This is a genomic window from Alicyclobacillus hesperidum subsp. aegles, assembly GCF_027923525.1.
GTDB classification, from domain to species: Bacteria; Bacillota; Bacilli; order Alicyclobacillales; family Alicyclobacillaceae; genus Alicyclobacillus; species Alicyclobacillus aegles.
This window is the reverse complement of sequence record NZ_BSBJ01000001.1, coordinates 68,596-90,201: the sequence shown is the minus strand read 5'-3', so window position 1 is coordinate 90,201 and position 21,606 is coordinate 68,596. Positions and strand designations below refer to the sequence as shown.

Sequence of the window (21,606 nt, the reverse complement as noted above, 5' to 3'; positions counted from 1 at the left end):
CCTTCTTTAATCCCACACTTTGTAGATGAACCACTGTCCCGCATCTTCTTCTAAATCCATTAAGCCTCCATCCTCCGTCCAAACGCGCATCATTTTTCGCTCACCCTCACCCAGCCACCAACACCCCATCTCAAACCATCGATCGATCACGTCGACAATCACGCGCACAGCTTCTTGATCCTGAAACGCAAGTGGCTCCCCGTCGCACCAGCGAGAGACTGCGATGGGTCTGCGGACAATTCGACTCACCCAGGCATTCCCCGCAATACAGCAGCCAAACGAAGCTCGCGAAAGTCTGGAACCAAGCCAATTTGAATTTTCGGGAATTTGTGGACCAATTGCTCTCGCACGGATTGCAACTTGGTTTTTGCAACGACGCGCACAGGTTCGTCTCCCTCACCAAACAGCAAAAATCCTGACTGTACCGTAGGCAACAACTGTACATCGACGGCTTCGAGTTCCATCTCCTCAAGCCAACACCCTAAGGCATGATCACGCCAGCCCTGTAACTGGACCACGACGGTATGCGCCTGATATACAGGTCGTTTGAACGTTTTAATCCACTCCCCACTCCCTGCATTCGTCTGCCACCGAAGCGCAATCCGCCTGATGCCTGAATCAGAACGAACGACCCTTTGACAAAGCTGTGCAGCAAGCAATTCTAAAACGCTGTCCCATCCGCTTTCGGGCATCGGTTCGCCAAGTGGAGAACGCCATATCGCCAAGTGCTCACCAGGTGGTGCATCGGCAACAATCAGGCCATAACGGATCCTTTTGCCGATCCGCCGCCAAGATAATGCCTCTGTGCCAAAGCGAGAAACGAGCATTTCATCCGTAATCTCATCCAGATCTTGCAAACGATGCACACCAAGATGGATAAGTTCGTTGCGGCAGGGCTCTGGAATTGCCGAGACAACGGCAATCGGCAAACCGCGCGTCCAGTCGAAGATAGGCTCACTGCCCTCTAACATGCGTGCAATCGCTGGTGAAATCAAAAGCTGTTGACGACCAACTCGGTAGTACAAAGCGTTGGGTACACGTTCAATTCGGCTCCAGCACACCAAAGCCTCTGCGGCAAACGGATGCTCTGCCAAGCCAACTCGCACTCGCTGCTCACAGCTCAACACGTCGTCAAACCGGCGGCAGATGGAGCGAACTTCGGTAAGCGGTGGATGCCCGGACGGCAATTGGACAAAAAATGCGAATTGCTGAGGGAGTGTTCTGACAAATGGCGAAGCGTCCCAAAGCACTTGGTAAACGGATGTCAGCGCTCGTGATTCGCCGACTGACCCAACCACATGTACGCCTGGTATCAGTGCCTTCGCCTGCGCCACAGAACATCCGATTTGCACGCCTGCTTTTTTAGCTGAAATCGATACATCCGCAACACGATTTTGGGTAACCGTCACAAACGGCCTATCCAAATCGACCGAAAGCCCTTGTCCTTCACCGTAGAGCGTAAATTTCACGGCCTCACCACCAGAACATATGTTCTGGTTAGATTATATGCAAAGGCAACAAGATATACAAACACACGTTCGCTCCAAATGAAGGAATATCAGTTTGCAACAAAAATGTCTTTATGATCGTCTAATCGTTTGAGATGTCCGCCTGAAACGGCGGCCAAGGAGGTTGGCTGAACATGGGGATCGGTTTCGTCATGACATTCGTTTTATTCGCATTTCTAATAGGGTTGTTGTCGCGCCAAGTCGTCACCACAAACAGCGAACAGACGCAAAGTGACGAGGTACAACATGCGCCTGAATCGCCCAAGGAAATATGGGCGAATGCTGAAGACACAACCGAACAGTCGATGCCTTCCAATCAGGCGCAGGCACAGTAACTGCCACATGTCGACGACCTACCTACTCCATCCTGTCACCAGTTCGAAAATGCGGCACGAGTCGCCCCACCGGATTTGTGCCGGCTCCCTTCAACCAAATGGCAACATTCCACGCACTCACCGCGTCCGTCACTTGTTCAATTTGATCCGTAGTTTGATTCGTAGCCCCCGCCTCGCGCGAATCTGCTTTCGTACTCCGAACCCAATGGGCCGTCCAGCCATGAGCGGCGTCGAGCAACGGCTCTTCGTCCAACCCAACAAATCGAAATACCCGTAAGGGATGCTCGTCTGCCTCCCAAATGAGATGAAGCAAAGCTGTCAGGACATGTACACACAGCGGATCGGAATCATCACATGTGCACTTGGCACCCCACCGCAACTTATCCACAACGGAATCATCAGGCAGCACATCAAGTCGATTCGACTTGAGAAACGCCTCATATTCCGGATCCCACTCCCCGGCAAAGTGGGCAGCCATCCAGTCAGGCCGCATGGCCAGCCATTTCGCAACAGCCTCAATATGTTCCTCATAATGAGCCAAAAGCGGCAGTGCCACTTGGCAACTGCGCCGTGGGCCACTGGCGCGCACCTGAGCCCAAATTTCGCCGCGCACCAACTCGACGTGGACGACAGCACCGGATTTAGCCTCCTGCCTTGCCTTGCGCACGCGCGCCTTGTCCACCGCATTCCACACTGGGCGCCAAAACGGCTCCAACACGCTTTTTTTCACACATCGTCCTCCTCAAAGACGGTCTGCGGTGTCAGCTCAAACAACTCGCGCAACGAATCGTCGTCCAGTTCGGTCACCCACTCCTGCGATGACGAGACAATTGCTTCTGACAGCTCGCGTTTACTCAAAATCATCTGATCGATCCGCTCTTCCAACGTGCCTGCACAGATCATTTTGTGTACCTGAACGTCTTTGGTTTGGCCGATCCGATATGCCCTGTCAGTAGCCTGATCCTCAACTGCAGGATTCCACCAGCGATCGTAGTGAAATACGTGATTGGCCCGCGTCAAATTGAGACCAACGCCGCCGGCGCGCAACGATAGAACCAAAATCGGCGACGGATCGCGCCCATTTTGAAACGATTCGACGATTTCGCCACGGCTGCGGGCAGTTAACCCCCCATGCAAAAACTGCGGGCGCACGCCAAACTCCGCTTCCATCGTGTCGCACAAAATCTCGCCCATATCGCGAAACTGCGTAAAGACCAAGGCACATTCGCCATCCTCGACGACAATCCGCAACAGATCCATAAGCTGTCGCAGTTTTCCGCTACGCCGCAGCGAAGGTGCACCACCGGAGATGAGACAGGGATGATCACATACCTGCTTCAACCGCACCAATGTCGAAAGGATCATACCGCGTCGCGACATGGCCTTAGCCCCCGCGCCGATCCCGGTGAATAGCTGATCGACAAACGCTTGATACATAGCCGCTTGCTCGGCCGTCAAGTACGCACGTTCGTCGACTTCCCATTTCTCGGGCAATTCGGTTTGAATATCTGGATCGGTCTTTCGCCGCCGCAACAAAACAGGGCGCAACAAAGCCTGCAGGCGTGCGATATCGGACGCGCTGTCCTTGTCACCGGAAGCGAGATCGGCAAACGTTCGGCGGAACCAAGCCAAAGTTCCTAGGTAACCTGGATTTAAAAAATCCATCAAGGCCCACAGTTCTTCCAGCCGATTTTCCACTGGCGTACCTGTCAACGCAACTTTGTGCCGCCCTTTAAGCATTCGCAAGGCCTGCGCCTGCTTGGTACCCGCATTTTTGATGTTCTGTGCCTCGTCGATTGCGATCACGTCAAACAGCCGAGTCAAAAATGAGTCAAGATCGCGCACCAAGGTCGCGTACGTCGTCATGACCACATCGACCTTGCCGGCCGCTAAAGCCGCATCCAAATCGCGCAGTGCGCCATGATGCACATATACCCGTAAACCGGGTGTGAATCGCTCCAACTCGGCGCGCCAATTGGCCAGAAGCGAAGTAGGACACACTAACAAATGCACGCCTTGTGCCGCTTTTTCCTCCTTGAGCTTGAGTAGATATGCAAGCAGCTGTACCGTTTTACCCAATCCCATGTCATCCGCCAAGCAGGCACCACAGCCGATCTCGCGCAAATGCATCAACCAGGAAAACCCATGCGCCTGATAGTGACGCAATTGCCCACGCAGTCCATACGGCGGTTCGACCGCAGGGATGTGCAGGGCATGCGTAAACACGTCAACCACACGCTTGACCTCAGCTGCCTCTGTTGCGAATTCGACATCAAGCACAAGATCCTGCGATTCCTGCGCAAGCGCAATCGTGCGCGACAAATCAAGGACGGTCGCCTTATGGTCCGACCGCAGACCGAGCTTCTCCAATTCCCGCAAAATATCCGCAATTGGCACCAACCGCCACGATCCTTCGACGCGGATGAACGGCGTCTGTTCAGCGACCATCTGTGCAAAATCTTGCTGCGACAACTCGCGATCCTGGACGACGATTGACCAATCAAAATCCACCAATTGCTGTGCATCGAGCCACTGCTGACCAGCTGATGCAACAGCTCGCTTGTCGCGTCCACCGCGCCCCTGCCGAACCAGGACACGTACGCGAATATCTCCCGCCTGTTCCACCTTTGGCGTCTCGACATAAAAACCTGCCGCCACAAGCGATGGGATAGACTGAACAAGCAGTGGATAGACGTCATCGACAGGAATCTCGACATACGAGGGCGCCGGGCGCCCTAAAGCGTCTGCAATCTGCGGACAGTGACGCCCAGCCTCCCGCAGTTTTGGCAGAATCCACGCATCCGGAGCCACTAATACGTCGCCTTCAATCCGCCATCTGCGCGCCGTCTGTCGCCACCAATCTGACAGCGGTACAAGCTTCCCGGAAAATCGGTGGCGCACGCAAAACTCCAATACCCAATCGGCAATCGGGGCGTCAGGCGGCGGCGCTTGCAGCGCAAAGGCCACTTCATAAAACGGCCTACCGCTGCGATCCGCCCATTCCATCGCCGCCCACCCCGACTGTGCAAGCCCGCCACGCACAGTCTTCGCAACAAGCCAACCGTCTGCGACAAACGTCGATTCCTTCGCAATCAGCGCACGAAGCCAAGCCGCCATGACCTCTGACTCGCCTCGATACATCACTCGATAGGGGCGATCAGGCGCCGCCGCCGAATCCTCGACCCGCTCAAGGCGGGTACGGGCAATGGCATCCACAAGCTCGACAAACAGCCAATCGATCTCATCAATTTCGCTGAACATATTGCATATCTTCGGCTCGCTCTCCGCCACCGACAAAAGGCGAAAGCGCGCCGCTAAGAGCGGCTCCAACGACCAAGCCGGTGCCCACTTGGCCACAAATGTTCCATCGCCTGCGGCCACCATCACATCGGCCGCGGCGAGCGCCCACTGGCGCAAAAGGCGCACATTTGCCGCCGGCCCGTTTTCGACAGGCACTGCAATCGCCAACACGTCGCCCGAACCAACAATGTGTGAAGCCAACTCGCGTACAGCGATCAACCAACGGTCTGCGGGGCTCTCACCCGATGTGCCACCGGCAAGGGCAGCCTCTACCGCCGCCGGAAGCCCGAGTTTCGCATTGACGCCTTCACCCTGCATCTTCTCACCGCTTCCCAGACTTCAAAACCCTGTTCCACCATCATAACACCTGCCGGAGGATGGCGAAAACAGCGCATCACAGGGCGACTACGCTACCCTGAAAGGCACAATTACACAGGGTCGCCTTCGAAGTCGAAGTCATCTGGGTTGTCACTTGCAGCAAGCGTCGCGTCATCTCCAGGAACCGACGGCCCCATACGATGCGGCGAAACGTTTTCTGCCTCTTCCAATACGTCGTCCGGCCCGCGCTCAGACTGCACCGAATTGTAGATGGGGCGCGGGTGAGCAGCCAACGTCTTTTTTTGCTCTTGTGAATCGGTCATGACAATGCCTCCTCAAGGACGAACTCAGCTCCGCCAATAGCGGATCCGTTACAAAGGTTCCCCAATCGAGCCCAGCATATCGGTCGCCGGCCATCCGTACATTGAAATAGGCCGTTGGACATGCGCAAAAACCAACTCGCCGCAAGGAGGGATCGCGTTGTTCAACAGTATTGCCGCCAACTGTCTTTTGGATTTTTTCGTATCGATGGGGCTCGTAATTGGGGGCTCGCTTCTCGGAGGCGTTGCCGCACTTTTGACGCATCACGATCCGAATACGACGATGAGCACGCTTGCCTCTGATCTGAAGGTATGGGCGATTGTCGCGGCATTAGGAGGATCGATGGACGTGCTGCGCGTGATCGACCGCGGTGTGTTTGGCCTTCATCCAGGGCCTATGGTGCGCCAATTCATCTATTTGGTCGCGGCCTTTCTTGGTTGTCACGTGGGATACATGTTAATTCATTGGCTCACAGCGGGGCGTGAGCAACCGTGAAACGCATACTTGCAGCGCTCGCGATCGGTGCACTCGCCGGCATGGCAGCCGCTATGGCCTATACTAGCCGCGATTTGCATCACATGCACGTCGAGGTCAAAGCGCTTCGCCAAGCCAATGATCAACTGGAAAATGAAAATCAATTTTTGATTGCAGAACGGACCGATCCATCTCGCTATACGTTGCGCAAAATTCAAATTGACTGCCCTCAGGGCACAGATATTCTTTTACAGACGGCGATCAAAAGACAAGTTCTGCAAAGCCTTTCCTTCTTAATCGGGAAATCAATGCAGATATTGGTGGATCACCCTTACATGCCTTCTGCCATCGTCGATGTTCAAACTATCACACTCGACAAGCGGCGCTACCGCCTTCACGTCACAGTCGTTATAATGACGAATGACACATTGCACCTGAATGTCCGTGGACAACTTCAGGCTGACCTGTGAAAGGCGGAATTCAACCATGCTCTATAGCGACATGACCAAGGAACAATTGCGAGCAGAGATGAAGGAACTACAGCAAAAGGGGCAACGGGCCTACGACGCACAAAATTGGACAGAGTACGAAGTCTACATGACCAAGTGGTATTTAGCTAAAAGTTATGAGATTCGAGACGAGGTTGAGATCGAAATCGGTCGTACTTACCGTATCGCGGAGGAATATGATCGCCTCACGGTAACAGCCATCGAAGGTGTCATGGTCTGGGGTGTCCGGCAAATGACTGGAGAGACAGCCGCCGTCCCCATCGCGCAACTCGAATTGCACGATGAAGACGGCGAATAACCCGCATTCGCCAAAAGAACTTGCCCCTCACAGTTCAATGACGACATCACCAAGTGCTTTGGGCGCCTGATTCAGCACTTCCACACCTGTTTCGGTCACCGCTACCAAATCTTCAATCCGAACGCCAAATTGCCCGGGCAAATAAATGCCCGGCTCGATGCTCATCACCATGCCCGGCTCGAGTACCTGATCATTACCACCGACGACAAATGGCGCTTCATGAATGTCGAGTCCCACTCCATGTCCTGTTCGATGCGTGAAATATGATCCATATCCTGCACGCTCGATCTCGCTGCGTACAACATGGTCAACTTCCCCAAGAGTCACGCCTGGTTTCACTGCTGCAATGCCCGCCAGGTTTGCGGCCAACACACACTCATAAACTTCCTTCAGTAGCGACGATGGTTCACCGAGAATGAACGTACGCGTGATATCACTACAGTAGCGACGATATATGCCACCTGTATCGACAATGACAGCATGCCCACGTTCGATCGCGGCAAGACTCGGCTCATGGTGAGGCTCTGCGGCATGTGCACCTGTTGCGACAATGGCTGGAAACGACATGCCCTCTGCGCCAACGGACTGCCAGAGTGATTCGAGCATCCTTGCTATATCACGCTCACTCACACCAGGCCGAATGTGTTGTTTCACGGCACCCACCACATCATCCGCTTGCCTAGAAGCAGTGCGCAAAAGATCGAGTTCCGTAACGTCTTTGTTGACACGTAACTTTTCCACCATCGCGTCTCCCAAATGGAACGCAAGCCCTTGCGACACGCGCATCCACGAAAGCAAGTGTCTTGCTGGCAACGTTCCATCGACGCCAATCGTACGATGTACGTCGGCCATCAACGAGATCAGCAACACATATGGGTCTTCCCCATCCCGCCACGTGTGCACAGGCACGCCCATGGCCGCAGCCGGATCAGCAAACATTTCATGTACCAGCGCAAAACAACGACCATCCGCAAACACGCCGAGAGCCGATAATCGCTCGCCGCTTTCCAACCACACACCTGTAAAGTAATAGAAGTTTGCAGGATGAGAAAGTACAACCGCTTCCATGTCGCTGTGCCTCAAGCCTTCAGCAAGTTTCCGTCGACGCTCACCGCACACCAGATCCATGTCCATGCACCGAACCTCCAAACTGCTTTCAACAAGAAAAGGGACGCCACAAAGGGCATCCCTTTTGCCGTATTCCTATGGTAACTCAGAAGTTGCCAAGCGTCGACTCTTCTGCCTCATCGGCATCCGTGATGCGCGGCACGCGCAACGCACTTGCCACACCCCAGTAATAGAAAATTAAGCTCCCGACACCGACAACAATCGTATCCCATGGGGCGGGAATCACGATGGAGTAAACCTTCGTATTTGTGAAGCTTCCCAAAAAGGACATGACACCAATAAACACATAGTAAACAATGAGCCAAAGCCCGTTTTTCCAGTCGGATCGCAATTGGCTGCGCGTCTGTGCATCGCGATCCATAAACGCAAAGTACAAAATGAGCGATGCCAACGTGAAACCAATGAGCAACGAATCGGTCTGCCATCCTGCCCAGTAGATAATCCATGACGCCGCCAAAAATGCGAGAGGTGCAATAATGTGGACACCCTTCAAACGGTAGGGACGCACGAGATCTGGCAGGGTTTTGCGCAATGCGGTTACTGAGACAGGGCCAATCATATACGTCATGACGGTCGCTGACGTAACCGCGTCAACCAAACCACTCCATGCGCTGAAGCGAAATGGAAGCGTCCAGATAATCTATAGGATCAAGGTCATCCAGAGACCGCCGCGAGGAATACCGGTGCGCGCATCGACTTTGCCAATCACCGAATAGAAGTATCCGTTTTTCGCCCAAGCGAACAGCGTGCGAGCCGTACCTGACAGATAGATATTGCCAGTTCCCGATGGCGATAAAATTGCGTCTGCATAAATGATGACCGCCGCCCAACCAAGCCCTAGGGTTTCCAAAAGATTAGCAAACGGCGATTTAAAATTGACACCGCCCCACCCCTGTGTCAAGTGGCTCGCGGGTACAGCCCCGATAAATGAAATCTGCAGCAAAATATAAATCGCAGAGGCACCGATCACGGCAATGATGATGGCACGCGGGATATCGCGCTGTGGATTGCGAGCTTCCGCGCCAAAATCGACCGCTTGTCGGAAACCAAGGAACGCAAAGACCAGTCCCCCGGCTGTTAAAGCCTGCATCGCACCGTGCACACCACCGGGAGAAGCTCCACCAACCGCAAAATTATGCGGATGAAAGTGCACAAGCAACAAAATGATGGTCAACAATGGAACAATAAACTTTAAGAGTGTAACGATAGTATTGATTTTTCCGAATACATTAACACTCCAATAGTTGATAAGAAAGAAGATGACCAAAAGTGCGATTTGCAGTAGATAACCCCAGGCCGTCACGTTTTGCGCGGCATCTTCAAGACCTGGTATATAACTGGACATATACCCACGTACGGCCTCTGCCTCAACGCCAGCGACGGATGAATAAGCCATCATGGAGGCAAAGCCAATGAGAAAGCCTACAAGCGAACCATGCGTGTAGTCGGGATAGCGAACGAAGCCTCCTGCGCGCGGAATGGCAGCCGCTAGTTCACCATATACAAGACCAATCAACAAGACGGCGATGGCACCAAAAATCCAAGCCATCCAAGCGTCGCCACCCGCAAACCCTGCCGCCTTTTGCGATGCAAAGAGCCACCCAGATCCAACCATTGAACCTATACCTAATAAGGATAGGTCTAGAAGACTGAGCCTTCGTTTAAATTTACCTTGATCCATATACGCTCCCCTTACATGTCAGGATATCTGCCAAGGGCGTCAAACCCTTTGGCCTATTATATCATCGCGCAGTAACATTTCGAACAATTCTGTTACGCGGACTACAAAAAATTTTTCGGTTTTTCTCGAATCGGCGCAAAATACCGCGAATTGCAGATAACAAATTCGCAGGTCGCGAAACCAACCTGCGCAAACAAATCTTCAAACTCCATTGCCAAAACGTGCTTTTACAGAGCCCAAACATCCGTACATGCTATCTCTCATCTGGAAATATGCAATAAAGAGAGAACGCTAAACCCTTGATTGCCGGCATTGTATCCTATAAGAAATCCACAATAGGCAATCCAGATAAACCACACAAAAACTGCGGCGCTTGTCAGCCAGCCGCGCCCTTTATGTCCGCGTGTGACGCGCGAACGCCACACAAAAAGCGCAATGGCCAAGATGCCTAAAGCTACCCCTACGATATATGCGGAGTTCATGGATCAAGACCGCCCGCCGGCCCCGTGTGTCGCCGTGCTGCGTAGCGTAGGCAGGATTTTATCCGGTCGCAACGTGCGAACCGGTGTATGCGTCGACTCATCTGCAGGATCAAATCGTTCCAAAAAGTCGACGACCTCCTTCGTCACAGCTGTCGGTGTGCTTGCACCCGAGGTGACAGCCACCCTTTTCGCTTGCATAAGCCACTCTGGGCGAATTTCCGTGACATCCGCTACACGATACGCCTTGACCCCAGCAATCTCCTCGGCCACTTGCGCCAGCCGATTGGAGTTATTGCTGCGTGGATCGCCGACGACGATACAAACGTCCGCCGACCCAGCCTGTTCTGCCACAGCTTGCTGCCGGGTTTGCGTCGCCAGACAGATCTCGTTATGGACCTCCGCTGTTGGGTACTTCTGTACGACCAGTTCTGTCAGTTCACGCGTATCCCACTGGCTCATCGTCGTCTGATTGGTCACGACAATCTTGTCAGTCGCAAGTTGTAGGCCATCGACATCTGCCGCACTTTCGACTAAATGAACATGGCCTGGTGCAACCCCCATGGCTCCCTCGGGTTCAGGATGGCCGCGCCGGCCAATATATACGATCTCATATCCAAGCGCCGTCTTTTCGCGGATCAACTCGTGCGTGCGATTGACATCCGGACACGTCGCATCGATCACGCGCAGGCCTTTTTCCTGTGCACGTCGCTTAACCTCCGGCGATACACCATGTGCCGTAAAAATCACTGTACCGGAATCGACCTTCTCCAGCAGCTGTAGCCGATCCTCGCCATCGACCGTAATCACGCCTTCGCGTGCAAACGCATCGACCACGTGCTGGTTATGCACAATCATGCCCAAAATATAAATAGGCCGAGGAAGCCGCTTGTCTTCTGCGGCTCGTTTCGCAATCACCATAGCATCTACCACGCCATAACAATACCCGCGCGGTGTGATTTTGAGGACCTCCATCGTCATGCCCTCCTTTGCTGACTTTATCATACACCAAAGTGGACTCACGGAGTGGCACAGCCGACACCACCATGCTGATCAGCTCTGCGCTGAACGGCGCCACTGGTGCAACAACCTTTGTTTCAAATCCCACAGTGGTTGTGAGAGATCGACATGGTACTCATGCGGATTTAAATGGCGCCGAATTTCCGATGAAAACGCGCTGAGCTGATGTTCGACGCGCGCCTGAATCGAACGTAGAGACGGCAATTCATAGACCAAATCGCCCCCGATAAACACAGGAACGAGCAGTTCTTCGATCTCGTAGTTTTGTACCACTTTGCGCTTGTACGTGTGGATGGGATGGAACAACTCCAACGGCTCTGACGGGTCGTACTGTTCGTCAGCCAGCGCAATCAAATCGGCCACCGCAGCGCCATCGACATACAAGCGAAGCACCTTTTTCTTCCCCGGATTTGTAACCTTGTTCGGATTCTCCGAGATTTTAATACGTGGCTCCAGTCGATCCTCAAACTGCTGCGCAACGAGCTTGTACACGCACCCTAGAGCGGGACAATCCGTACTTGTAATAAGCCGCGTACCAACACCCCAGGAATCAATCTCGGCGCCTTGCGTGAGAAGATCGCGGATCGTATATTCGTCGAGATCAGAGGAGGCAATAATTTGCACATCCGCAAGGCCTGCGGCATTCAACATCTGGCGGGAACGCTTCGACAAATACGCGAGATCGCCACTGTCGATGCGAATACCCTTTAGCGATTGCCCGGCTTCTTTCATCGCCAGACCAACGCGGATAGCATTGGGCACTCCACTGCGCAATACGTCATACGTGTCGACGAGTAGCACTGTGTTCTCCGGAAACGCTGCACGATAGGCCTCAAACGCCTCTAATTCGGTCGGGAAACTCTGTATCCAGCTGTGCCCTTGCGTACCCGCTACCGGGATGTCATATGACTTTGCCGCCAAGACATTACTCGTGGCTACACAGCCACCAATAAATGCTGCACGCGTTCCGAACACAGCTGCATCCGCGTTCTGAGCCCTCCTTAAGCCCATTTCGATCACGGCGCTACCAGGATGTTTGACATTCGTCTGCGCGGCCTCGACAATACGCCGCGATTTTGTGGCAATCAAACTCTGGTGGTTAATAAACGCCAGTAGCGCGGATTCAATCAATTGCACCTCCGCAATGGCGCCCTCAATGCGCAGCAGTGGTTCGTTTGGAAAGACGACCGTGCCCTCGGGCACAGCATACACGTCCCCGCGAAAGCGAAAATCTCGCAAATACTCAAGAAAGTCCTCGGAAAACATGTCGAGCGAGCGCAGATAGGCGAGATCGTCCACTGAGAACTGCAACTGGTGCAGGTACCAAACAACCTGTTCCAAGCCCGCCGCAATGACATAGCCGTTGCCACATGGATTTTTACGATAAAACAAATCAAAGACAACCCGCTGCTCGTGTCTGCCTGCCTTAAAGTGGCCATACATCATGGTCAATTGGTATAAATCAGTCAATAAAGCCAGGTTTCGATCGCGATACACAGGCAAAGCTGCAATCTCCTCAACTCGTTGCTGTGCTCGCTCCCGTTCATTTGACACTTCGTTCATCTCCAGTACTGTGTTCCAAGTTCTCACTGCTGCATAATACGCGCCACTTCGCGCAGCACCGCTGCATCAGACCCAGCCGCCACATCCCGGGCCGCGAGTGTGTACGACTCGCCGGCGAGCGTTTGCATGACCCCACCAGCCTCAGTTACCAACAAGGCCCCAGCCGCAATGTCCCATGCGTTTAGGTCGAACTCCCAGAAGATATCGATGCGGCCAGCGGCCACGTACGCCAAATGCAACGCCGCTGCGCCAAGCGTGCGCAAGCTTTTGACGCGGCTGATCAACTCTGCCGCGAGTTGCATCACGCGCTTGCGATCCGCATGGCGAACAGGCATACCGGTAGCCATGACCGCTCGGCGAAGTTCCCCGACGCCGGAAACCGCTATTTGCCGTCCTGGAAGTTTGGCGTCAGGCTGTGTCAGCCACGCTTGCGCGTCGGACTTTGTACATACATGTGCGCCACCTCCGCGCACGGCAAAAAACAACTCATCTCGGTATGGATCAAACACGACACCCGTCTCAAGCTGTCCGCCAACGGCGTACGCGATCGACACGACCGACAGCGGAAGCCCATGGACAAAGTTTGTCGTTCCATCGAGTGGATCGACAATCCATAAATGCTCATGCTCTGCGCAAGCGGCAAGCGCCGCTACAGCCGCCTCGCGGCCCGGTGCAACTCCCTCCTCACCCAGTACATCGTGCCCCGGGAAGGATTTGTGGATTTCATCGCGGATAGCCGCTTCACAAGCGCGATCAACATCTGTCACAACGTCTGCCAAAGACGATTTCGTCTCAACAACGAGTTCTGTCAAATAACGTGCAGACATCCGTTCACCGGCAGCCAGCGCCGCGCGCATCGCCGTACCGAGAGTTGTTGATTGTGGCACATCTGCCATCCAAGTTACAATCCCTTCTGCAACATCGCGAACTTTATTCGTCTTTAAAGCTTCTCCAATCGAGCTTGGAATCGGCCAACATTTCTTCAAACGAAACATCGTCATCATCCGCCGGATCGAACAGTTCTGCGAACGATAAGTCTGGATTCTCCGCCAACCGTTCTGCAGCCGGCCGGCGCTTCGCAGCCTTTTCCTTCTTTTGCTGCTGCTGTGTCACTGGACGCGCCTGTGCCTCTTCGACCAAAGCGCTCTTTAACGCCGCCAAGCGCGCCGCGACATCGGCATTCATCGCATCGCGCAACAAAAATGACTCGGTCTCATCGCCGCGTTTCGCGAACTCGGGCTTGGGTTTTACATCCATCCGATCCGCCGCGTATGCGGGCTTATCGTCCGCAAACGAATCATTCTGTTGCTTGCGCCTATGCCCTTGCTTCCCCATCACGCCTCACCTTCAGCCTTCCCGTGACCTTGTAACCAGTCGGCAAGATACGCCTTCTCATCGTCGACAACCGTCGGGTGTTCCGCCAAGTAATTGCGTAATACCTCATCCTCGTAAGCCGGATGGTGAGGATCAAGTCCTACCTGACTGATGTCCGATGTCAAACGCCGATCATAAAGCACAGACCATATCTCGGCTCCATCAACCAATTCCCTCTGCAACATTTGCATGTAAATCCCATCTGCCGCAGTGCCATCCTGCCGAAGATACATGTACATCTCGTAATCGTCAAACGCGTGCACCCAATCCAGGGGATCAAACGTCCGCACAGCCCCCACCTCTTATATGCCGGCCCCATGGCAACAAGCATGGTGCCGGCGTCTGCTTATACACGTGAACTTGTGCATCCGATTTGCTACAATACCGATAGTTGTGCTGTAAAACAACCAGCAACACTTGGGAGGCATTGTCAGTGCGTCGGTTTTTTTGGGTACTCTTCTTTGTCGCGGTGGTCGTCGTCGCGGTCGAAACCTTTATACCACGCAGCGCGTGAAATCCAACCGAGAAGGCGAACCGAACGTCCTCAAGAGCTGGCAAGTCCGAGCGCTTCACGGACCTTCGGTTCGACCTTTGCAAAGCCCTTGTCACCTGCGGCTCGAAATGTCAGTGTTCCATCTTTCCCAAAAACAAAGAAGGCGGGCGTGTACTCGTTGCTGAACGCATTCGCCAGCTTATGCTCGTTGTCAATGGCACACGGTTGCGTAATATGATACCGTTCGATATCGGCTTGTACACGCGAAATCTCCGTGTCCTCCTCCATTCGTGGCATGTGAACCGCAACGGTACATAGACCTTGATCCGCATATTCATCGCGCAAACGCAATACTTCTGGCATGGTTTCGTGGCAAATGTGACAAGAAACGGCCCAAAAATGAACTAAAACTACCTTCCCCGGTTCAATGTTTGGCTCGCCGTTGATCCACTCCGTTGCACCTACCAACTGTGGCATTTCAGTTCCTAACCGCATCGGCATACAGAATCCCTCCTAACTTGAAGCATCCAGCCAGTTTGTTGCGCAATCGTTACATATGCAAAGGGAAGTTCTGACGTCGTCAGAACTCCCCATCGTAGATCAGAGCCACATTATACGGACAGCGTCTTGTCGCCGGGTTTCCAGTTAGCCGCACACATGCCACCAGCCTGCAGTGCCTCTAGCACGCGCAATGTCTCATCGACGCTGCGCCCGACGTCGTTGTTGTGGAGAACTTGGTACATGACGGTGCCGTCTGGATCGATAATGAACAGACCGCGCATGGCTGTACCTGTCTCTTCGTCAAGTACTTCATAACTACGCGAAACGCGCTTCGTAAAATCAGACGCAAGGGGGTAATTCAAACCGCCAAGGCCATTCTGTGTCCGCGGCAATTGAATCCAAGCCTTATGACTATGTACACTGTCCGTACTGACACCCAACACCTCAGCATCGAGATCATGAAATTCCTGGATGCGTTCGTTAAACGCCATGACTTCCGTGGGGCAGACAAACGTAAAATCTCCAGGATAGAAAAAGAGAATGAGCCACTTACCACGATAATCGGACAACTGTACGTGTTCAGCTAGGGTCTCCATGTTTTTCGTTGAAAGCATGTCAAAATTAGGAGCTGGACGACCAACCAATGGCATTCGAGAAACCTCCTTTTGCTTATTCGCGAAACAAAGGAGACTCGCGCTGGAAAAACTGGCGAAAGGCCTCCGTGCTGATTATACTAAGCATAAGATGGCCTTTCAAACTGGAGACAGCAAAGAAGGGAGCAACTCATATTATGGAAACTTACCGCTCAGATTCGTGGTCAAACGCCCACTTTCGGGTGAAAGACGCACTGGCGGCGTTGCTCAACGAAATGCGCGATTGCGGCTACAATCCAAGCCTGCATATCTCATACGACGCAAATGAACACCACTTGCTCGTCGATCCGGTCATCCTGCACAAACACCCATCCATCAAGCGGGTATACCTCGAATACTTGGACGCTTGCCACGCCCGAGACACAGCCGTCGAAGACATTCAATCGCTCCCCAAACTGGACCTCGGATTTACCAACTGAGGATGAAGATGATATGCGACGAGGTGCCGCTTCTCAAGTATGAAGCGGCACCTCGTCGTGCATAACATCAGCTAAAGTCAGGGCGTCAAGCGCCCGAGTGATGGCATTTGTCACTCTTACCCAAACATTGCGCGCATGGCAACCGACAAATAAATCACAAGCCGACTCGGAGCTATCTGCCTCGCCGACACATGCGACAGGCGCCAATGAACCTTCTAAAACGCGCACCAACTCCCCAACGGAAATTTCATCCGCCGGACGGCTTAAATGGTACCCACCATTGGCCCCACGCACGCTGGTGACTAAATTTGCCCTGCGCAGCTTTGCCATGATTTGATCTAAAAATGGTTCAGGTATCGATTCGGATTCGGCAACCGCCCGCAAGGGAACAGGCCGATCGACGCCAGCCATCATCGCCAAGGCCACCATCGCGCGCAAACCATACTCGGTTCTGCTCGAAATTTTCACCGAATCTCCCCTATCTCATGGCCGAGCGAATCGACGCTGAATCGACAGGAGGCCATTAGGCCTCGTAGTCGATCCACACCTCGTCTCCTCGAACCTCAACCGCGTATGTTGCAAGTGGAATCACGCACGGAAAAGCAGTGGGCTGTCCCGTGCGAACGTCAAACTTACCACCGTGTCGCGGACACGCGACAATATGCCCTTCGAGTTTGCCCGCAGACAACGATTGTGCAGCGTGTGTACAGACGTCGGACGTCGCAAAAAATCCATCTTCCGTGTGATACAAAGCGACATCCTCGTCGTCAAACGCAACTTGCATCATCTCGCCAACGGCGAGATCGGACACTTTTGCTGCCTTGACCCAAGCCATTAACCAATCGAACCTTCCATTTCAAACTTGATGAGACGGTTCATCTCGACGGCGTACTCCATGGGCAACTCACGAGTGAACGGTTCGATGAAGCCCATCACAATCATGCGAGTCGCATCCTCCTCAGAAATACCGCGGCTCATCAAATAGAACAACTGCTCCTCGCTCACCTTCGACACAGACGCTTCGTGTTCCAGTGTGACGTCGTCGTTCATAATCTCGTTGTACGGAATCGTGTCCGACGTCGAATTGTCATCCAGGATCAGCGTATCACACTTGATGTTGGCCTTGGCACCCACAGCGCTTGGCGAAAAGCTTGCAAGACCGCGATAGGTGGTCTTCCCACCATGCTTGCTGATGGACTTGGAAACGATGGTGGACGTTGTATTCGGCGCATTATGCACCACTTTTGCGCCCGCGTCCTGATGCTGCCCACGACCAGCCACCGCGATGGAAAGGACCATGGCCTTTGCACCCTCGCCCTGCATATACACCGATGGATATTTCATGGTCAGCTTCGACCCGATGTTGCCGTCGACCCATTCCATCGTCGCATCGCGGTATGCAACCGCGCGCTTGGTGACCAGATTGTAAATGTTTGGAGCCCAGTTCTGAATCGTCGTGTAGCGGCAACGCCCGCGATCTTTGACAATGATTTCGACGACGGCACTGTGCAACGAGTTGGTGCTGTACACAGGTGCCGTGCAACCTTCGACGTAATGCACAAAGCTGTCTTCATCGGCAATGATCAAGGTGCGTTCGAACTGCCCCATGTTCTCCGAGTTGATGCGGAAGTACGCCTGCAGCGGCACTTCACAACGCACGCCCTTCGGCACATAGATGAAGCTGCCCCCACTCCATACAGCGCTATTCAACGCGGCAAACTTGTTGTCTTCCGGCGGCACGACCGTCCCGAAATACTCCTTGAAGATCTCGGGATACTCGCGCAACGCCGTATCTGTATCGGTGAACAAGACACCCATCTTTTCCAGGTCTTCGCGCATCGAGTGGTAGACGACCTCAGACTCGTACTGTGCGGAGACACCGGCCAAGAACTTCTGCTCGGCCTCGGGAATACCAAGTCGATCAAACGTATTTTTGATCTCCTCAGGAACCTCTTCCCACGTCTTCCCTTTTTTCTCCGATGGCTTCACGTAGTAGGTAATGTCGTCAAAATCGAGTTCGCTGAGATCTCCGCCCCATTTCGGCATACCCTTTTCCAAGAAAATCTCGAGCGAGCGAAGGCGAAAATCTGTCATCCACCCCGGCTCGTTTTTCATCATCGAAATCTCTTCGACCGTCTTGCGCGTCAGTCCCTTTTCAAACTTAACGACCGAAACGTCCTTGTCTCGGAAGCCATACTGGTACTCTTCCATATCCGGCAAAGGTTTCGCCATCTGGACGTCCTCCTTTTACATCACGAATGCAGATTTTAGGAAATCGGACATGTGTGAATCACGCCTTGGCTTCGCCATCGACTTCACTTGATCCTGCCGCCCGTTCAAGCGCCTGCCACGCGAGCGTCGCGCACTTGATGCGAGCTGGGAACTTGGATACACCTTGCAACGACTCTAATTCGCCCAACTCATCGAGATCGGCCGGCTCGCCCTTCATCATGCCGCGGAACGTCTGAGCCAGATGCAAGGCTTCCGAAATCGTCTTACCTTTGATGGCATCCGTCATCATTGAGGCCGAAGCCATCGAGATGGAGCATCCGCTGCCGCGAAAACGCACGTCTTTCACGACGCCGTCCTCCACCAGCATCTGCAAGCGAATTTCATCACCACAGCTCGGGTTGCGCAGATCGACGGCGATCGCGTCGTCAGCAAGCTGGCCTTGGTTGCGCGGATGCTGATAGTGGTCCATGATCACCTGACGATACAAATCATCCAATTGCATGGCCAAAGAACTCCTTCGCCTGTTTCAACGCTGCCACAAAGGCATCGACATCGTCTTCTGTGTTATATAAATAAAAGCTCGCACGGGCGGTAGCTCCAACATGTAAGATGCGCATCAACGGCTGAGCGCAGTGATGGCCGGCGCGAACAGCAACGCCCGCAGCATCCAGCACTGTTGCCACGTCATGCGGATGCACACCGTCCAGATTAAATGTCACAAGCCCCGCTCGGGGTTTACCTGGACCTGGCCCGTATACCGTGACGCCCTCGATTTCCGCCAAACGCTGAACGGTGAGATCAGCAAGGTGCGCGTCGTGCTTCGCAATTTCCTCCATGCCGATGTTGCTCAAGTAGTCGATCGCGGCGCCCAGACCGATGGCACCTGCGATGATGGGAGTGCCGCCTTCGAACTTCCACGGCGCCTCTTTCCAAGTCGACTCGTGTAGCTCGACGATGTCAATCATCTCTCCACCAAAGTACGTCGGCTCCATTTCCGCGAGCAACGACGGTTTCCCATAAAGGACGCCGATGCCTGTCGGTCCCAGCATCTTGTGACCGGAAAACGCCAGAAAATCACAATCCAAATCCTGTACATCAGTAGGCATATGCGGCACGCTTTGCGCGCCATCGACGACGATCACGGCGCCATGGCGATGCGCGATCGCAGCCATTTCACGCACCGGATTGACCGTTCCTAGTACGTTTGACACATGCGCAATTGCGACGACTTTCGTTCGGTCCGTCACGGCCGCCTCTACATCATCCAAACGGATGCTTCCATCTTCCTGTAACGGCAGGTAGCGAAGCGTCGCTCCAGTCGCACGCGCCGCCTGTTGCCACGGGATCAAATTGCTGTGGTGCTCGCTCGGCGGCAGTACGATTTCGTCACCAGGCTGCAGGTGAGCACGTGCGTAGCCGTGGGCCACCATGTTGATGGATTCTGTCGTCCCGCGGGTGAACACGACTTGGTACGGCGACGGAGCATTGATGAAGCGCGCGACCTTCTCGCGGGCTCCTTCATACGCCTCTGTGGCTCGCGTGCCAAGGGTGTGTACCCCCCGGTGGACATTCGAATTCTCGCTCTCGTAATAACGCCGGAGTACATCAAGGACCTGGCGCGGCTTTTGCGACGTCGCCGCATTATCCAGATAAACCAGCGGATGGCCGTTAATTTTCTCTTGAAAAATCGGGAAGTCCTCCCGAATCGCAAGCGGGTTCATCGGCTAAGCTCCCTTTCTATACGCGCCACAACCAACTCCCGCATCGGGTCGCTCGCGAGTGCCTCGACCGTATCGTGCAGATAGCCCCAGATGATCATTTGCACCGCGATGGACTTGGGAATACCACGTGACATCAGGTAATAGACCTGTGTCGGATCGATTTTGCCGACGCTCGCAGCATGCCCGCAGCGCTGCACGTCGTTTTCATCAATGAGTAACATCGGAATGGCGTCCGCACGCGCCGTACCGTCAATCATGATCATCCGATCATGCTGCTCACTGCCTGCACCGACAGCGCCCTTGACGATTTCCGTGCGGCTACGGAAAATCGTGTTCGCCTTGTCGCGCAAAGCTCCGTGCATGACGATCTCGCTCTCCGTATGCCGTCCCACATGCCGCATGCTCGCCGTCAATTCGACGTGTGCACGCCCGTGTCCAAGCCCAACGACGCGAGCGAGACCTTTCGCCCCCGCCCCGGTCAACTCGTTTTCCACCAGCTCCACGCAGAGGCCGTCACTTGTGTCCGCGACTGTCCATAAGACGTGCGCATCCTTGCCAACGCGTGCACGACGGGTTACAAAGTGTGTGGGCCCGCGATGAAATGCGTCCGCCGTGGAAACCCGTACTCGACTATCCGCCAGCGCGACAATCTCCAGCACATGGCTGTTGACCACCTTTGCACCTGTCGTTGCGGCAAATACCGTCTCCGCATACTGGATATCGGCCAATTCTGCTGCAACCACGAGGCTGCGCGAATAAGCCCCAGATTCGCCGCCAGTCCATACATAAATCGTCTCAAACGGCGCATCAATGTGCGTCCCTTTAGGGGCGTACAAGAAAACGCCACCGGCAAACAACGCCTGATTAAGCGCCGTCCACTTGTTTTCATTTGCTGTCACGACGGTTCCGAAATTCGCCTTCCAAAGTGCTTCCGCCTTTTCGGGTGCCTCGTGAATGGTGCAATATGTTACGCCTGCCGCCTTCGCTTCCTCAGTCAAGCGAAGGTCGATAGGCAATCCGTCGACAAACAGGGCATACGAATGTTGCAGACGGTCGATGTACGCTTGCACTTCAGCGGGAACTTTGCCGACTTGTTCCGAGAATGTCCCGGTCTCCCACGTCAATTTGCGCAGGTCTGTTTTTTCAACATAGGGCTGCGGCAGTTCCTGAAACGTCCGCCAAGCCGCTTCCCTTAGCGCCAGCAGCGACGAAGGTTCGCCCAATGCTTGAGCGACGCGGTGAACATGGCTGACAGCCGTATTGACTTCGCTCATCCCGC

26 protein-coding genes are annotated in these 21,606 nt (G+C 54.0%); 5 read left to right on the top strand and 21 right to left on the bottom strand.

All coding sequences use genetic code 11. The features are described from left to right. Window positions 1-6: 6 nt before the first annotated feature. Together QMF38_RS00490 and QMF38_RS00485 are read right to left on the bottom strand one after the other, a co-directional pair. Complete coding sequence (locus QMF38_RS00490; RefSeq protein WP_058094123.1) at window positions 7-249, bottom strand: hypothetical protein; 243 nt, start codon at window positions 247-249, stop codon at window positions 7-9. Further along, entirely contained in the window at window positions 246-1,469 is a 1,224-nt protein-coding gene (locus QMF38_RS00485; RefSeq protein WP_058094124.1) for a hypothetical protein, read from the bottom strand. Before QMF38_RS00485 ends, QMF38_RS00490 begins: the two co-directional genes overlap by 4 nt. 173 nt (window positions 1,470-1,642) lie before the next feature. Between QMF38_RS00485 and QMF38_RS00480 the strand changes: the two genes are divergently transcribed. Continuing rightward, window positions 1,643-1,843 carry a hypothetical protein gene (locus QMF38_RS00480; protein WP_058094125.1) on the top strand — a complete coding sequence of 67 codons (201 nt, stop codon included), beginning with the start codon at window positions 1,643-1,645 and terminating at the stop codon, window positions 1,841-1,843. A gap of 22 nt (window positions 1,844-1,865) precedes the next feature. Here QMF38_RS00480 and QMF38_RS00475 read toward each other — a convergent pair whose 3' ends face one another. From QMF38_RS00475 to QMF38_RS00465, 3 genes are all read right to left on the bottom strand, one after another. Next, window positions 1,866-2,573, bottom strand: a complete 708-nt coding sequence (locus QMF38_RS00475) for a hypothetical protein (protein ID WP_058094126.1) — start codon at window positions 2,571-2,573, stop codon at window positions 1,866-1,868. Next, window positions 2,570-5,461 carry a DEAD/DEAH box helicase gene (locus QMF38_RS00470; RefSeq protein ID WP_058094127.1) on the bottom strand — a complete coding sequence of 964 codons (2,892 nt, stop codon included), beginning with the start codon at window positions 5,459-5,461 and terminating at the stop codon, window positions 2,570-2,572. The genes QMF38_RS00475 and QMF38_RS00470 overlap by 4 nt, the downstream gene beginning before the upstream one ends. 110 nt (window positions 5,462-5,571) lie before the next feature. After that, complete coding sequence (locus tag QMF38_RS00465) at window positions 5,572-5,784, bottom strand: hypothetical protein (protein WP_058094128.1); 213 nt, start codon at window positions 5,782-5,784, stop codon at window positions 5,572-5,574. A 157-nt stretch (window positions 5,785-5,941) separates the two neighbouring features. Between QMF38_RS00465 and QMF38_RS00460 the strand changes: the two genes are divergently transcribed. Genes QMF38_RS00460 through QMF38_RS00450 form a run of 3 tightly spaced genes read left to right on the top strand, consistent with a single transcriptional unit; the run spans window position 5,942 to window position 7,063 of the window. After that, a complete protein-coding gene (locus QMF38_RS00460) occupies window positions 5,942-6,277 on the top strand; it encodes a YtrH family sporulation protein (protein WP_058094129.1) in 336 nt (111 codons plus the stop codon). Further along, entirely contained in the window at window positions 6,274-6,726 is a 453-nt protein-coding gene (locus QMF38_RS00455; RefSeq protein WP_058094130.1) for a hypothetical protein, read from the top strand. Before QMF38_RS00460 ends, QMF38_RS00455 begins: the two co-directional genes overlap by 4 nt. Before the next feature lie 16 nt (window positions 6,727-6,742). Then, complete coding sequence (locus QMF38_RS00450; RefSeq protein ID WP_058094131.1) at window positions 6,743-7,063, top strand: DUF1811 family protein; 321 nt, start codon at window positions 6,743-6,745, stop codon at window positions 7,061-7,063. A gap of 27 nt (window positions 7,064-7,090) precedes the next feature. Here QMF38_RS00450 and QMF38_RS00445 read toward each other — a convergent pair whose 3' ends face one another. The 10 genes from QMF38_RS00445 to QMF38_RS00400 all read right to left on the bottom strand — a co-directional run bounded on the left by QMF38_RS00445 (window position 7,091) and on the right by QMF38_RS00400 (window position 15,952). Further along, window positions 7,091-8,197: a M24 family metallopeptidase gene (locus QMF38_RS00445; RefSeq protein WP_232302163.1), complete on the bottom strand. Its 1,107-nt coding sequence runs from the start codon at window positions 8,195-8,197 to the stop codon at window positions 7,091-7,093. A 79-nt stretch (window positions 8,198-8,276) separates the two neighbouring features. Beyond that, on the bottom strand, window positions 8,277-8,789 hold the full coding sequence (locus QMF38_RS00440) for an APC family permease (protein WP_281758244.1): 513 nt from the start codon (window positions 8,787-8,789) through the stop codon (window positions 8,277-8,279). A 42-nt stretch (window positions 8,790-8,831) separates the two neighbouring features. After that, a complete protein-coding gene (locus tag QMF38_RS00435) occupies window positions 8,832-9,872 on the bottom strand; it encodes an APC family permease (protein ID WP_281758243.1) in 1,041 nt (346 codons plus the stop codon). 485 nt (window positions 9,873-10,357) lie between these two features. Next, entirely contained in the window at window positions 10,358-11,326 is a 969-nt protein-coding gene (locus tag QMF38_RS00430) for a 4-hydroxy-3-methylbut-2-enyl diphosphate reductase (protein ID WP_058094134.1), read from the bottom strand. Window positions 11,327-11,404: 78 nt separating this feature from the next. After that, window positions 11,405-12,934, bottom strand: a complete 1,530-nt coding sequence (locus QMF38_RS00425) for a nicotinate phosphoribosyltransferase (RefSeq protein ID WP_083496000.1) — start codon at window positions 12,932-12,934, stop codon at window positions 11,405-11,407. A 23-nt stretch (window positions 12,935-12,957) separates the two neighbouring features. Further along, window positions 12,958-13,929: an inositol monophosphatase family protein gene (locus QMF38_RS00420; protein ID WP_232302165.1), complete on the bottom strand. Its 972-nt coding sequence runs from the start codon at window positions 13,927-13,929 to the stop codon at window positions 12,958-12,960. Next, window positions 13,865-14,269: a hypothetical protein gene (locus tag QMF38_RS00415; RefSeq protein WP_058094136.1), complete on the bottom strand. Its 405-nt coding sequence runs from the start codon at window positions 14,267-14,269 to the stop codon at window positions 13,865-13,867. The genes QMF38_RS00420 and QMF38_RS00415 overlap by 65 nt, the downstream gene beginning before the upstream one ends. After that, window positions 14,269-14,598: a hypothetical protein gene (locus QMF38_RS00410; protein ID WP_058094137.1), complete on the bottom strand. Its 330-nt coding sequence runs from the start codon at window positions 14,596-14,598 to the stop codon at window positions 14,269-14,271. Before QMF38_RS00410 ends, QMF38_RS00415 begins: the two co-directional genes overlap by 1 nt. Before the next feature lie 254 nt (window positions 14,599-14,852). After that, window positions 14,853-15,302, bottom strand: a complete 450-nt coding sequence (locus QMF38_RS00405; RefSeq protein WP_058094138.1) for a redoxin family protein — start codon at window positions 15,300-15,302, stop codon at window positions 14,853-14,855. A 110-nt stretch (window positions 15,303-15,412) separates the two neighbouring features. Further along, window positions 15,413-15,952 (bottom strand): peroxiredoxin, encoded by a 540-nt coding sequence (locus QMF38_RS00400; RefSeq protein WP_058094139.1) that lies wholly within the window; start codon window positions 15,950-15,952, stop codon window positions 15,413-15,415. A gap of 140 nt (window positions 15,953-16,092) precedes the next feature. Between QMF38_RS00400 and QMF38_RS00395 the strand changes: the two genes are divergently transcribed. After that, complete coding sequence (locus QMF38_RS00395; RefSeq protein ID WP_040289799.1) at window positions 16,093-16,374, top strand: hypothetical protein; 282 nt, start codon at window positions 16,093-16,095, stop codon at window positions 16,372-16,374. Between the two features lie 33 nt (window positions 16,375-16,407). On the opposite strand, the gene QMF38_RS00390 is transcribed toward QMF38_RS00395, so the two are convergent. The 6 genes from QMF38_RS00390 to QMF38_RS00365 are packed head-to-tail and all read right to left on the bottom strand — an operon-like array spanning window position 16,408 to window position 21,601. Next, window positions 16,408-16,842, bottom strand: a complete 435-nt coding sequence (locus QMF38_RS00390; RefSeq protein ID WP_040289800.1) for an RrF2 family transcriptional regulator — start codon at window positions 16,840-16,842, stop codon at window positions 16,408-16,410. A 55-nt stretch (window positions 16,843-16,897) separates the two neighbouring features. After that, window positions 16,898-17,209 (bottom strand): non-heme iron oxygenase ferredoxin subunit, encoded by a 312-nt coding sequence (locus tag QMF38_RS00385; protein ID WP_040289801.1) that lies wholly within the window; start codon window positions 17,207-17,209, stop codon window positions 16,898-16,900. Beyond that, a complete protein-coding gene (sufB, locus tag QMF38_RS00380) occupies window positions 17,209-18,606 on the bottom strand; it encodes a Fe-S cluster assembly protein SufB (protein ID WP_006447378.1) in 1,398 nt (465 codons plus the stop codon). Before sufB ends, QMF38_RS00385 begins: the two co-directional genes overlap by 1 nt. A 58-nt stretch (window positions 18,607-18,664) precedes the next feature. After that, window positions 18,665-19,108: a Fe-S cluster assembly sulfur transfer protein SufU gene (sufU, locus tag QMF38_RS00375; RefSeq protein WP_281758234.1), complete on the bottom strand. Its 444-nt coding sequence runs from the start codon at window positions 19,106-19,108 to the stop codon at window positions 18,665-18,667. Further along, on the bottom strand, window positions 19,095-20,327 hold the full coding sequence (locus tag QMF38_RS00370) for a cysteine desulfurase (protein ID WP_281758233.1): 1,233 nt from the start codon (window positions 20,325-20,327) through the stop codon (window positions 19,095-19,097). The genes sufU and QMF38_RS00370 overlap by 14 nt, the downstream gene beginning before the upstream one ends. Further along, window positions 20,324-21,601: a SufB/SufD family protein gene (locus tag QMF38_RS00365; RefSeq protein ID WP_281758231.1), complete on the bottom strand. Its 1,278-nt coding sequence runs from the start codon at window positions 21,599-21,601 to the stop codon at window positions 20,324-20,326. The genes QMF38_RS00370 and QMF38_RS00365 overlap by 4 nt, the downstream gene beginning before the upstream one ends. Window positions 21,602-21,606: the final 5 nt, after the last annotated feature.

Excerpts from the sequence above, each read along its gene's own strand:
- QMF38_RS00480 (WP_058094125.1), top strand. The coding sequence starts at position 1,643 with ATGGGGATCGGTTTCGTCATGACATTCGTTTTATTCGCATTTCTAATA.
- QMF38_RS00470 (WP_058094127.1), bottom strand. The coding sequence starts at position 5,461 with ATGCAGGGTGAAGGCGTCAATGCGAAACTCGGGCTTCCGGCGGCGGTA.
- QMF38_RS00465 (WP_058094128.1), bottom strand. The coding sequence starts at position 5,784 with ATGACCGATTCACAAGAGCAAAAAAAGACGTTGGCTGCTCACCCGCGC.
- QMF38_RS00450 (WP_058094131.1), top strand. The coding sequence starts at position 6,743 with ATGCTCTATAGCGACATGACCAAGGAACAATTGCGAGCAGAGATGAAG.
- QMF38_RS00445 (WP_232302163.1), bottom strand. The coding sequence starts at position 8,197 with ATGGACATGGATCTGGTGTGCGGTGAGCGTCGACGGAAACTTGCTGAA.
- QMF38_RS00435 (WP_281758243.1), bottom strand. The coding sequence starts at position 9,872 with ATGGATCAAGGTAAATTTAAACGAAGGCTCAGTCTTCTAGACCTATCC.
- QMF38_RS00430 (WP_058094134.1), bottom strand. The coding sequence starts at position 11,326 with ATGGAGGTCCTCAAAATCACACCGCGCGGGTATTGTTATGGCGTGGTA.
- QMF38_RS00425 (WP_083496000.1), bottom strand. The coding sequence starts at position 12,934 with ATGAACGAAGTGTCAAATGAACGGGAGCGAGCACAGCAACGAGTTGAG.
- QMF38_RS00420 (WP_232302165.1), bottom strand. The coding sequence starts at position 13,929 with ATGTTTCGTTTGAAGAAATGTTGGCCGATTCCAAGCTCGATTGGAGAA.
- QMF38_RS00415 (WP_058094136.1), bottom strand. The coding sequence starts at position 14,269 with ATGGGGAAGCAAGGGCATAGGCGCAAGCAACAGAATGATTCGTTTGCG.
- QMF38_RS00405 (WP_058094138.1), bottom strand. The coding sequence starts at position 15,302 with ATGCCGATGCGGTTAGGAACTGAAATGCCACAGTTGGTAGGTGCAACG.
- QMF38_RS00400 (WP_058094139.1), bottom strand. The coding sequence starts at position 15,952 with ATGCCATTGGTTGGTCGTCCAGCTCCTAATTTTGACATGCTTTCAACG.
- QMF38_RS00395 (WP_040289799.1), top strand. The coding sequence starts at position 16,093 with ATGGAAACTTACCGCTCAGATTCGTGGTCAAACGCCCACTTTCGGGTG.
- QMF38_RS00385 (WP_040289801.1), bottom strand. The coding sequence starts at position 17,209 with ATGGCTTGGGTCAAGGCAGCAAAAGTGTCCGATCTCGCCGTTGGCGAG.
- sufB (WP_006447378.1), bottom strand. The coding sequence starts at position 18,606 with ATGGCGAAACCTTTGCCGGATATGGAAGAGTACCAGTATGGCTTCCGA.
- sufU (WP_281758234.1), bottom strand. The coding sequence starts at position 19,108 with ATGCAATTGGATGATTTGTATCGTCAGGTGATCATGGACCACTATCAG.
- QMF38_RS00370 (WP_281758233.1), bottom strand. The coding sequence starts at position 20,327 with ATGAACCCGCTTGCGATTCGGGAGGACTTCCCGATTTTTCAAGAGAAA.
- QMF38_RS00365 (WP_281758231.1), bottom strand. The coding sequence starts at position 21,601 with ATGAGCGAAGTCAATACGGCTGTCAGCCATGTTCACCGCGTCGCTCAA.